General features: G+C 58.4%; 6 protein-coding genes. 1 reads left to right on the top strand and 5 read right to left on the bottom strand.

Features of this window, described 5'->3' with window-relative positions:
* Positions 1-216 precede the first annotated feature (216 nt).
* From HNH97_RS07025 to HNH97_RS07010, 4 genes are all read right to left on the bottom strand, one after another.
* Positions 217-2418, bottom strand: a complete 2202-nt coding sequence (locus HNH97_RS07025; protein ID WP_171790417.1) for a S9 family peptidase — start codon at positions 2416-2418, stop codon at positions 217-219.
* The gene (locus tag HNH97_RS07020) at positions 2415-4337 is read right to left on the bottom strand and encodes a M61 family metallopeptidase (RefSeq protein WP_171790425.1); all 1923 of its coding nucleotides are present in this window, start codon (positions 4335-4337) and stop codon (positions 2415-2417) included. The genes HNH97_RS07025 and HNH97_RS07020 overlap by 4 nt, the downstream gene beginning before the upstream one ends.
* A 150-nt stretch (positions 4338-4487) precedes the next feature.
* Positions 4488-6578 carry a M13 family metallopeptidase gene (locus HNH97_RS07015; RefSeq protein ID WP_244949351.1) on the bottom strand — a complete coding sequence of 697 codons (2091 nt, stop codon included), beginning with the start codon at positions 6576-6578 and terminating at the stop codon, positions 4488-4490.
* A gap of 261 nt (positions 6579-6839) precedes the next feature.
* Positions 6840-9302 carry a TonB-dependent receptor family protein gene (locus tag HNH97_RS07010; RefSeq protein WP_171790416.1) on the bottom strand — a complete coding sequence of 821 codons (2463 nt, stop codon included), beginning with the start codon at positions 9300-9302 and terminating at the stop codon, positions 6840-6842.
* Positions 9303-9477: 175 nt separating this feature from the next.
* Here HNH97_RS07010 and HNH97_RS18145 point away from each other — a divergent pair, with 175 nt between their 5' ends.
* A complete protein-coding gene (locus tag HNH97_RS18145; protein ID WP_261310525.1) occupies positions 9478-9606 on the top strand; it encodes a hypothetical protein in 129 nt (42 codons plus the stop codon).
* Between the two features lie 688 nt (positions 9607-10294).
* Here the strand turns inward: HNH97_RS18145 and HNH97_RS07005 are convergent.
* Positions 10295-13027, bottom strand: a complete 2733-nt coding sequence (locus HNH97_RS07005; protein ID WP_227744463.1) for a TonB-dependent receptor — start codon at positions 13025-13027, stop codon at positions 10295-10297.
* Positions 13028-13042: the final 15 nt, after the last annotated feature.

Below are 13042 nucleotides of genomic sequence, written 5' to 3'. Positions count from 1 at the left end.
GGCGTCTGTCAGTACGAAGCGATCCATACAGGCTTTGAATCATATGCAGATGCTTGAAAAAAGCATAATTCCCAACAGGCCCCAAAAAAACTTCGAAGAACGCTGTCTTTTAAAAAAAGGCAGCACCCAAAAACTTTTAACTTTTCATGAAATATTTTTCCAAAACCACCCATAGGTCCCGGCATGCGTGCAGTCGTGCAAGCCGGGACCATGCGGCTACCTGCCGCTGGACAGGTGATCTTTCAGATACTGCATGCGGGCGATCGCCACATGCGAACGCAGCGTCGGATCGGACAGCATGTGCGTTCCCGGCAGCAGCATGAGGTCATACGGCCGCCCTGCCGTCACCAAAGCCCGTGTCAGTTTCAGGGTATTGATGAAATAGACATTGTCGTCGGTCACCCCGTGGATCAGCAGTAGCGGACGCGACAGGCCGGACGCATAGGTCAGCACGTTACTGGTGCGGTAGCCCGAGACATCCTGATCGGGAAGACCAAGGTAGCGTTCGGTATAGGCAGTATCATAATCGGAAAAATCGACCGGCGGAGCACCCGCCACACCCGCACGGAACAGTTCGGGATGCCGCATGACCGCCATGGCCGTGAAATAGCCGCCAAACGACCATCCATAAACACCGACGCGCTTCATATCCATTTCCGGAAATGCCTTGCCCAGCGCCGTCACACCGGCAACCTGATCCTCAAGCGGCGCGTCAATAAGGTCATCATGTATGGCGCGTTCCCAGTCGCGGCTACGGCCGGGCGTCCCGCGTCCATCAAGGCTGACCACAATGAAACCCTGATTGGCCAGGCACTGGTTTTCCGCATGCATGCGCGGTGCACGCAGCACCTCCTTGTATCCCGGCCCGGCATAGACCGACAGGATGACCGGCAGGCGCTGTCCACGGTGGAAATTGACGGGCCGGACGACCATTGCGTCATACCCTTGTGCCCCAATCGTCAGGAACTGCATGTTGAACGGCGGCAGTGCACGCGCCACATCAGGCAGGCTGCCCGTGACCTGCCCGTCACGTCCACGCAGCAGGACGCGCAGGCTGCCGTCCGCGGCGTTGAAACGGTCGATGAACTGGTCATGGCGGCCGGGCGTGAAGTTCACCTGATGCAATCCCGCCGCCGTCGCCAGGGGCGTGACCGCGCCAGTGCGCAGATCGGCACGATATACCGCCGTTCCCATCCGGTCCGGTGTCGCGGTGAAGGTGATCGTGTTTCCTGCAAAATCGACATCATCAAGCGAGGCAAAGGGCAGGGTCGGGGGGGTTACGACATGGTCCAGCGTCCCATCCGCGTGCCGCATCTCCAGTTGCCATTGGCCACTGCGCTCCGACGCCCACAGGAAATGCTGCCCGTCCTTCATCCAGTAGGGCAGGGCAAGGCCCGTCGTCCGTGCCGTGGGGGCAATATTGACCCATGCGGCATCATGTTCGGACAGCAGTTCCTTCGTCCGGCCCGTATGGGGATTGACGTCCAGGACATGTTCCTCGTCCTGTGCACGGTCCATCACCACCAGCGACAGGCGCCCGGTCTCCTTTGACCAGACCACGCGCACGACATACGGGTAACGCGTGCTGTCCCAGCGTATCCACCGTGTCCCGCCACCACTGCGCCTTATGATGCCCAGACGCACCCTGGCATTGGGCGTGCCTGCCTTGGGATAGCGGAATGCGACAGGAGGCGTCGATGGATTTTCCGGGTCGGCGATATAGTGCTTTTCCACCCCGGACAGGTCCGCTTCCTCATAGACAAGGAAACGACTGTCGGGCGACCACCACATGCCCTCATGCCGGTCGAGTTCCTCGGCCGCCGCGAATTCCGCCACGCCATGGGTCAGGTCCGCCGTGCCACCATGGGTCAGGCGATGCGCCTTTCCCGTCGCCAGTGTGATGATGTGGATGTCATTGCCCTTGACGGCCGCGACGTGACGCCCGTCGGGGGACAGGCTCGGCGCGCCCCAGTCATCCCCCGGCAATGCCGTCGCCGCATGATCGGACAGGCTGATCCGCAGCAGGTGTCCCGCCTGACTGGCGATGGCGGTCGTGCCGGCATCGGCCATCTCGAATGCGGTCACGCCGGTCATCGTCAGGCGTGCACGCTCCCGCCGGGCCTTTTCCTCCACCGACAGGTGTTCATTCGCGCTGGCGACATGCGTCAGTGCCGTGTCCTGGCCTGTGGCAATATCATGATACCACAACTGCAGGGCCGTATCCTGCGCGCCGCTGCGCAGGAACATGACCCCACGGCCATCGGGGGTGATCGCGGCATTGCGCGCAATCCCCAGCGTATAGGTCTGCGTCGCCGCGCTGTCGGCAAAACATTGCGACGTGTCGGCCCGCGCAACACCCTGCCATGCCCCAAGCAGCAGGACACCCCCCATCAGCAGCCGTCTGGTTGTAACCTTCATGGCGTAACCACGCGGGGCTTGAGGATATCGGCCAGCATGTCGGGCGTATTGGCGATACGCTCCAGTCGCGGATATCGCAGCCCGCCATGATAGGGAATGGAGACCGTCCTGTAATGATCCCCCGCACGCACCAGCAGACGGATCGGAGCGGCGCCATTCGCGCTGGCCGCCGTGATCGCATCGGACAGGGTATCGGCATCGAAGGCGAGATCGTTGACCGCAACGACCTCTTCATCCATCGTCAGGCCGGCCTGCCATGCGGGGCTGTTCCATTCGACATTCAGCAGCTTGCCCTTCTGGTTCAGGGAAAACCCGAGGGAGAAGCTGTAGTCATGCATCTTCAGTATCGTCTCCCGCGCGGACTGGTACGCCGTAGGCTCCGTCGTGTAGGTCAGGCGATAGCCACCACGCGCCAGCCCCTCCAGCGGGGCATGACGGGTCACGACATCCACGCGATCATGCAGGAATTTGGCCCAGTCATAGGGCTGGACCGCATTCAGGGCGGCAATCATGTCCTCGCGGCGGTAGGTGTGGGTCACGACGCTGCCATCATCAACGCCAAAGAACCGCCTTGCTACATCATCCAGCGAATGCTGGCCGTGCGACAGGTCACGCAGCAGCGTATCGACCTCCAGCCACAGCAGTTGCCCTTCGGAATAGTAATCCTCGCTACGCTGCCAACTGCGCCATGACAGGGGCGTGCGCCGTGCGATGACCGGATCGTTGGTCGTGTCCACCAGCGGCCGCCACAACCGGCCCGCGCGCCCGTCATAGGTCGCGGCCACCAGCGCGATCGCATCAAGCACCTGCGGCGGCGTCATCAGGCCACTGCGCGCGGCAAGGACATAGCCCCAGTACTGCGTCTGCCCTTCATAGATCCACAGCAGGGCCCCACGATGGGGGGTATTGAAATCCGCGGCCCACAGGTCTTCGGGCCGGCGGAATTTGCCATTCCACGAATGGGTGTATTCATGCGCCAGCAGATCGCGGAAGGGAAAGGTCTTGTCCCATTTCGTGAAGTATCCACGCGGCCCGCTATTCTCGCTGGACTGGTGATGCTCCAGGCCGATACGGCCCAGTTCTTCCGTCAGTGCCAGCAGGAAGTCATAATGTTCGTAATGATGGGACCCAAAGACCGCATTGGCCTGCACGACAAGGTTGCGATGCGCCTGCACCTGCGCATCCGTAGCGGCGAGTTCCTCCGGCCGGTCGGCCACGACATCAAGGGAGACCGGCGCGCCATGCGGTGGGGTCAGGTCAAAACGCCGGAAATAATGTCCGGCAAAGACAGGGGAGTCCACAAGCCGGTCAAAGGACGTGTCCTGGAACGTGACGCTGTCGCCCGGTGAGGCCCCCGCACGCGGGCGCAACGCGGTTCCGTACTGCCACCCGTGCGGCAGCACCAGCGTTGGCGAGACGGTAATGCCCCGGGTGAAATACCCTGCCGGATAGAGCGCGACGGCATTCCATTGCACGTTGAGCATGTCCGGCGTCATCACCACACGCCCCACCTCGGGGGAGACCGGCGTCAGGACCTGGAAATCCAGCGTGACCGTTGTCGCACCGGCAGGGACGGGGATGTGAAAGGCGCTGATATCGACGGTGTCACGCACCCACGCCACGGCCTGCGCGCCCGCATGCACCGACAGGCCCGCAAATTCGGTAATCGAGCCAGTCGGGGAGTGGTGGCCCGGAATCCACATCGGATACCTGACGATGAAATCCCCGCCATGGGCCGACAGTTCGGGCGCGACGGGAACCGTTTCATGCACGGTGTAGATATGGCGCGCGATGTCCGTCCCATCGACCTTCAGCGCAATGGTGCCCGGCATGCGCACATCCCGGGCGGACGGGATCGGGGCCGGCATGGGAAGCTGTTGTGGCGCGGCGACCTCGGCCGCGCGGGCATCCGCATGCATCGCAACAAGAACGGCAAGTCCTGACAGGCCCGCAAACAGGATAGAACGCAAAACGCATACTCCACAGATATTGTACCGGTCGTTTCTTTCCCTGCCCGACATGCAAGACCATGCCGGGCAGGGGAGGCGGGTATTTCCGGATTTTTGGAATTACCAGATTTTTACACGGGATTCCGGCTTGATATACAGCGACTGCCCCGGCTGCACGTTCCATGCCTTGTACCATGCATCGATATTGTGCATCGGCATGTTCACGCGCGCGCGCGGCGGGGAGTGCGGGTCGGTAATCACGCGCTGGCGGATCGTGTCATCACGCAGTTTTTCGCGCCAGACCTGCGCCCAGCCCAGAAAGACGCGCTGATCCCCGGTCATGCCGTCGATCACCGGGGCTTCCTTCCCCTTGAGAGAGGCATGATAGGCATCAAGCGCCAGCGTCAGGCCGCCAAGGTCCGCGATGTTTTCCCCCATCGTCAGCTTGCCGTTCAGATGCACGCCGGGCAGGACCTCGAACGCATCATACTGCGCGCCAAACCGGGCCGAAAGCTGGTTGAAGCGTTCCTCGTCCTTTTTCGTCCACCAGTCGCGCAACTGTCCCTTTTCATCGAATTTGCGGCCTTCGTCGTCGAAGGAGTGGGTCATTTCATGACCGATCACCCCACCGATCGCCCCGTAATTGATGGCCATGTCGGCCGAGGGGTTAAAGAATGGCGGCTGGAGGATGGCGGCAGGGAAGACGACCTCGTTAAAGACGGGATTGTTGTACGCATTGACCGTCTGCGGCGTCATGTCCCATTCGTCACGATCCACCGGCTTGCCAAGGTGCGCCAGCCAGTAGGACCATTCAAACCCGACGCCGCGCGCCGAATTGCCATACGCATCGCCGCTGTGGACAACCAGTCCCGTATAGTCACGCCACTTGTTGGGATAGCCGATCTGGATCGCGGAGCTGTCCAGCTTGCGGATCGCGGCCTTGCGCGTGGCCTTGCCCATCCATTCATTGTGCTTCAGGCGGATACGGAACGCCGCCTTCAGTTCCTGCGTCAGGCCGACCATCTTGTCGTGATAGGGGGCGGGGAAATACCGGCTGACATAGACCTTTCCCAGCGCCATGCCCATGGCTTCGCTCGTCGCATGTCCCGCCCGTTTCCAACGCGCGGTCAACTGCGGCTGTCCCGACAGGATCTTCCCATGGAAATTGAACGATGCGTTGACAAAGGCGCGCGGCAGGACCTGCGCCGCATTGTCCGCCAGATGGAAGGCCAGCCACGCCCGGAGCGTCGTCATGTCCGTGCGGGCAAGAATCTGCGCCTCGGTCGTGATGGCGGAGGGTTCGCCCACGATGATGTTCCCCAAATGAATGACATCATCGGGAATGCCCGCCGCCTTCAGATAGGACAGCCAGTCAAAGCCCGGCGCCTTTTCCTGCAGCGTGGCCAGCGACAACGGGTTATAGATCCGGTCCGGGTCACGCATGTCCTGCCGCGCCCAGTGCGCCTGCGCAAGGGAGGTTTCCAGCGCCACGATCGCACTGGCCCCGCCGCGCGCGTCCGGCCAGCGGATCAGGCCCAGCATCTGCGCGACATAGGCCTGATAGGCGCTTTTCTTCGCCTGCATCTCGGGCTTGAGGTAATAGTCACGGTCCGGCATGCCCAGGCCCGCCTGATCCAGCGTCAGGGTATATTTCGTGGGCGTGCGGGCATCAGGCTGGATGCTCAGGGCGAAGGGCGTGAACTGGAAACCAACCTGCGCGGTCCCCGACAGGCTGGCGAAATCGGTGGCGGTCCGGATCGCGCGGATCTGCGCAAGGTCGTCGGACAAAGGACGGATGCCATGGGCCTCGATGGTCTTTTCATCAAGGAACGTGGCATAGAATGTGCCAAGCTTCTGTTCGATCGTCTGGGGATCTTCCACCGGATGGGTGGACAGTTCTTCCAGGATGCTCCGCACACGTGTCCGCGACAGTTCGGCCAGCGCGTTGAACGGGCCATACGAGGTCATGTCGGGGGGGATGACGATATCACGCACCGCCGTGCCATCGGCATACTCGAAAAAGTCGTTCCCCGGCGCGACCGAGGTATCACGCCCGGCAAGATCAAAGCCCCAGCGCCCGAAATCCCCGCCCCCGGCATTGGCCGCCCCCTGCGTGACCGGGGCGGCAAGCGATACACCCGCACCACAGGTCGCCAGCAGCGTGGCCCCCATAAGTCCGGCGCGCATCGCACGTCCTGTCATACCTGCCATTATGTATTCCCTGTTTCGAGAGCATGAGTAAGCCATTCCATTTTGACGTCAAAATGGAATACCGACAATACATTCACACGTATAAGAAACATGAAGTTCACATCGGAAAACACAGATGTGAAAAGGCGATACGAAAGACTGGCGCCACGTTCCCGCCGATTGCGGCGAAAGGGAAGGGGGCGGACATGCATTATTTCAGCATTTCAACATGAAAAAGGCGCGACCCGTTGCCGGATCGCGCCCTGAAACCGGCACAGCAGATCAGAACTGTGCGGAAACCGAACCGAAGAACATACGCGGTGCGGCCACGAACAGGTTGGCGTTATCATCGCCACTCACGCTCGCGGCACCATAGACACCACCGATATAGTTCTTGTTGAACAGGTTGGTGATACCGAAGGTCGTCTTGATGTTCTGTGCGAAACCGACCTTGCCGAAGTTGTAGCTGCCATTCAGGTTCGACGTCCAGTAAGACGGAATGTACTGGTCGTTCGTATAGGTCATGGCGCGACGGCTTGTATAGGTCGCGTTGAAGTTGAACATCGCCCGATGCCACGTATAGGTCAGGTTCGCCTTATACATGAACTTCGGATAATAGACCTGATGCTTGCCCTTCAGGCTGATGGTATCGCCACCATCGGGAATGCTGCCTTCGTAAACCGCGTTGTTCCAGCTAAAGCTGTTGGAAATCTCCAACCCATGGACCGGACGGATCGCCGCCATCACATCCGCGCCGTTCATCGTTTCGCGGCCCACGTTCGCCACGGCGCCATACGTGTTGCCGGTCGATCCGGACGTCACTGTCGCCAGACGGTTGTAGTAATCGGTGTGATAGAAATCGGCACTCGCCGTCAGCATCTTGGAGTTGTAGCGATAGCCCACGACATAGTTCCAGGTGCGTTCCGGACGCAGCGTGTTCTTGTTCGCGTTGAACACGGACTGTGCCGAGTTGGTCGCACTGCCGAGGCCACCCCACACGGTGCCGGAACTGCTCTGCTGCCCATAGTCATAGGCACGCATGTTCTCGGCGATGTCGAAATACACTTCATGATGACGTTCGAAGTGATAATCGAAGTTGAAGTGCGGCAGGAAGGCGTTGGCCGCCGTCATGCTGCCATCGGCAGGATGGCTGTAATAGGTGTTCCAGTTGGAATACTTGGCGGTATTATCCATCTTCGTGCCGCCATGCGTGTCCTGCAGCAGCGACTTGAAACCCGCACTGACCGTCATGCCCGGAATGATGTGATAGGTGTCCTGCAGGTAGAACTGGAACGTATTGGTATTGAAGGAATCCGAATACCACGTCGCCGCCTGCGACGCCTTGAAGTCGCTCTTGGAGTTGTGGGCCGCATCCACGCCATCCTCATACATGCGCATGGGATAGTTGAAGGCGTCGTTTTCATACCAGATACCGGTCTGGATGTCGTTGCCGTGGGTATGGATCGTGAAGTTCTGGGTAAAGCCGATACGCTGGACATCGGGATGCCCCGTTTCCAGCGCCATGGGCACGCCGGAGTTCGGCGAGACGAGGAACGGGTTGGAGCCACTGTAATCGCCACTGGACACATGCGCATAGGCAATGGTCTTGGACGTCACGTTCGGGAACAACTGGAACTCACCCGTCACGGCGGACAGGTAGTTACGCTGCGTCTGCGTGCCGTCATAGGCGTAATCGCCAATTTCGTCGTTCGACAGGATGCCCTGCAGGCTGGACGGGACACCGCCATTCTGCGCGTAAGTGGCATATTCCTTCGAAAGGGCATAGTTGGGCTTCAGATAGGTCGCATCGCGCCCCATCTTCTCCCACATATTTTTTGTCAGCCCCATGTAGTTGTACTGTGCGAAGTTCGAATAATCGAAAATCGCCGTGATCTTGCCGCGATCACCGACCGGCTGGACCAGCTTGAAGTTCGCCTGCTGTTCCTGCTGGTCGCCAAAGCCCTTCCACAGGTCCTGGTCCGTACGGGCATACGCCGCATAAAACCGGGTGCCGGTCGAATTCAGGACGCCACTGTCCACACGCCCGAACGTACGAAAGGCGTTATAGCTGCCAAAGGTCTGCCCGACGCGCCCACCGGCCTTCATCGACGGATCCGACGTCGTATAGGTCAGCGCACCGCCAAGGGTCTGCGCCGAAGGGGTATCCAGCGCACCGGCCCCCTGCGACACGGTCATGCCCGCGACGTCTTCCTGGATTTCCATCTGATCGACGCTCAGGCCGTTCCAGTTATGGAACCCCTGGCCACCCATCGGGATGCCGTCGAGCGTTTCACCAAGCTGCATCTGGTTGAAGCCGCGCACATACAGGGTGTTCGCCACCGTATCGAGGCCAAATGCGTCATCCGATGCGAAGTTGACGCCCGGCGTGGTCAGCGCAAGGATCTGGTTGGGGCTTGTGCCCTCAACGAAATGGTCCATCTGCTGACGTGTCACGGCCTGCACGGCACCATGCGAACGCACGCGTGAGACACTGACCTTCAGGGTTTCAGGCGCTGAATGCGGTGTCGCAGTGCTATGCGCGCGGGCAGGGTGCGCGGCCGCCGCCTGCGAGCCATTTGCCCGATGAAGACGATGGGTAGATGCAGTGGTCGTGGATGCGGCAGTGCCTGTCTGCGTCGCGGCCATGGCAACAGAGCCGACCGACAGCAGCCACACAAATGCCGATCCCGCCAACAGGGGCTGACGGGCCAGACGATTTTTTTCCCGCCTCGCTATATTAGGCATAGAGGACTTTTTCCAATCACAGCCATGACGCGGTGCCATATCGGATCACTCCGTATCCTGCACCGTCATATTGTTGATGCTCACGCCGCGGCGTGAAGGAAAAAGTACGGACCATTTCGCGCATCGTTTCCCCCCATACAATCGGACATGCCGACCGCCACAACCTGATTTCCTGATGAAAATCATTACAGTGTCAGAAGAGGAAAGATTCAACGCCGAAAAAAAGGCAGCACAACGCGGTGCCTGCCCCTGTGACGAAAGAGCAACACACGCTGATGATGGCGTAAATTATTTCAGAATGTGAAGAAGCCCCCGCACATTCAGTCGGTTTTTGCTAACATTCCATATCTGTCCATTTTTTCTTTCGTATTATATTCCTGAAATGGAGCAAAAAGAAAGATAAATTCATTCCGCTAGCCAAAACTTTTTGGAATGAAATCGTATCGTTTTGAAATAACAATCGATTTCCACATACTGAATGATCCCGTGCCATAAAAAATTCATGGAAATCGTATCTTTTTCCGGCATGTGTGTCGCGCAAGACCTAGACAAATCCTGAAAAATAATAACCGGAAATCATGAAGATGCATATGGAAACATAAATATCATATATATGTTTTCCATCTAATAATATTTCAAACCCAACGCCCTGGCATAATTCACACTCTGCACATCTTATTCATATTTTGAATGAAACATTTATTATTACATTATTTATAGAATTGAATATCACCCTGTTTCATGGAGGTTTCCCGGCCTTCATCATCCGCACATGCATCGCCAGCGAAATTTCAGCCAGACATTTTGCCAAATTTAACGTGCCCAAGCCTCCGCCGGTTTCCCACAGCAGGAGGGGAGGGACGGCATCAGGCCATCCATTATTGTTGTAGCATGTCGATCAGGAGAACCTGCCGCCAGGGACCCACCCCCGAAGGAGTGGGTCGCGGTCCGGATTATGTATCATCCGGACCAGAGAGAGGGCAGATGGGATATCAGCCAAGCCGCGCGCGCATCGTGAATGTCACGGATGCAGGCTGACCAGCGATGCCATCACTATAGGAAGTACCACAACCATAGTTACTGGCAGCCTGCCCGGCCAGCGGACCGGAACTGATGGTCGAGCAGGTGCCCGGCGCAATCTGCTTGTATTTGTACTGCCAGTAGAATGTATTGAACAGGTTATAGACATTGATATCGAAGTTCAGGGACTTCAGGGGACCTGCGTTCTTGAACGGCATATCGTAATTCAGGTCCAGCGAAAAGATCATGTACGGGGCAATGCCACCATGCGGATCATATGTCGTCGCACCCGATGTAATGGTGTAGTAGTTATAGTTCGTTCCGTTATCGTATCCTCCCACACCGGGAATGTTCCCGACATTCTGGAAGCCGGACAGATCGTAGGTCGTGCTCTGATGACCCGTATACTGTCCCTGGAAACGGACATTGAAATTATCGCCATGCCGGATCAGGTTGCGGGTGCGATAGTCAATGCCGATCGTCGAGAGCCATGACGGCACGCCGGTAACTGGCGATCCCTTTGTCGCGATCCCAAACTGGTCTTCCTGCACTGTCATGCTTTCCAGCGCTGTGGCGTCATAATGCTCGCTAAGATGCGAGAAATTGCCAAACAGCTGGATCTTCGGCGTCACCTGCCAGATGACCGAGGCCTCTTCACCCTTCATCGAACGCTGGCCCGCATTGGTATAGGAGCTATACCCCGCCAGTGCGCCCGACTGATATTCGAACATGCCAAAGTCACGATCGACCTTCTGATGGAAGTAATCGACTGAAATCGAGATGTTGCGGCGGTTGAACTTGATACCACCTTCTTCCATGTGCACGATCGAGGCATTCGGCACTTCGCCCAGCACGTTCGGCGAGAAGTCGGACACCGGCGCATACAGGGCCGAGTTACCCCAGCTTCCGTAAAACGACAGTCCCTTCAGCTTGGGTATGACCTTGTCCAGATCGTAACTGACGTTGATGAACGGCAGCCATTCACGATCCCACTTCTTGGCTGAGTAATAGCCCGTATTACAGGTATATGTCTGGCAGTAAGTCGTCGCCGCTGCCGCTGCCGAAACCGTGCCGCCATACATTTCGGTGCTGGTCAGGCCGGACTGCGTCCCCTCGATCACGAAGCCGGGCGTGACATGCAGGGTATTCTTGAACAGGTCGATCTTGTCCTGAAAATAACCCTGGTACATGACGCGCTGGCCGCCGCCTTCACCACCACCGCTGATCAGGTTTGCCGCCGTCTGCTTGACATCCGCGGTGCTCCCTGCCCAGGTCGGGGTCAGGTTGCTTGTTTCCTTGGCAATCAGGGCGCCGACCTTGATCGTATTCTGGATCCCCCAGAAACTGGGCGGCGTAATCGTCAGGCGTGGACGGATGCCATACGTGTCCGTACGTGTGTAGCTTTCCTGTGCATTGTAACCACAGGGACTGGTCTGTCCTGCCGCCGCCCATGCGGACTGGACGCCGGCGGCACAGTTGCTGCTGCCGTTATAGGTATACACGCCGGGCATATAGAAGATGTTTCCATACCCGTAGTACCCCTGCTCGCCAAAGCCTGCCGCTGTCTGCGTGAAGATATTGGAGCCACCGACCGAATAGGGGGTTGCGGCGCCATCGAGCGAAAATGAGTCCGGGTTCTGGTAATCGAGCATCGTTGAATCCGAAAATTCGTAGAAGCCCGTGACACCAACATTCAGGTAATCGTTGACGTAGGTGTCGTTCTTCAGGATCATCGTGAAGTAGTCGTTGTTTTCCTGACCGAACGTCGTATTCGGGTTATAGTTACTGTACTTACCGTATTTGTTCATCCATGCCGTCGGCACTGGCTGCGCCTCGAACCGCCCGTCGCCGGTATTGTAAAGCACGGTCGCGGAGAACAGGGACTGACCATCATTGTACGGTTTATCAAATGCAAACTCCATATTGTTATAACGCGCAGGAGTGTATTTGATATAGTTCTTGGTCTGCATGTTGGAATATTTCAACATGATCTTCGGCGCATCGACGCCGTGACCCATCCATCCATCCAGACGGCCGGAATCAGCCTCGAACCCTTCGTTCCATGTCCCGAATGACCCGACGGACCCGGTTATGTCAAGGTGACGGTCGTCACTCGGCCGCAGGGAATGATAGGCAATGGTACCACCGATTGTCCCGAATGTCGTTTCACTGGGATAGGCAACACCCGGATAAATGGACACCCCGCTGATCTGGTCCATGTTGAACTTACCGCCGATGATGCTGCTCATATAGCCACCGGAGCCACCATTCAGCAGATCCTGCATCGGCACACCGTCAAGGGTCTGCGCCACCTCCAGGCCACGCGCGCCACGCACGCTGATGACCGGTTCATTGTTGCCCACGCCCGACTGATAGACATTGACGGATGGTGCATCACGCAGGATGGACGCGACACTCCCCATCAGGCCGGCCTGACGGATATGATCGGCCCCAAGTTCGGTCACCGCGCTGGGGGAATTCTTTTCGCGCAGCAGACGCCGCTGGGCACGGACGGTAATGGATTCCGCCTTGGAACTGACATTCACGGTCGATGACGAAGCCGTGGACGACGTCGTCTCCGTAGAGGTTTTCTTGGCCTTCTGCGCCTTTACCGTGGTCGTGGTGCTGGCAGGGGTGGCAACCGAGGAGGTCACGTCCTGGGCGCCGGCGTCACGACTGGAAAAGCCGATCCCGGTCGTCGCCATCAGGGCCACAACAAA

This window comes from Gluconacetobacter entanii, from assembly GCF_013155425.1.
Taxonomy (GTDB): domain Bacteria; phylum Pseudomonadota; class Alphaproteobacteria; order Acetobacterales; family Acetobacteraceae; genus Novacetimonas; species Novacetimonas entanii.
This window is presented reverse-complemented; position numbering and strand designations above follow the sequence as displayed.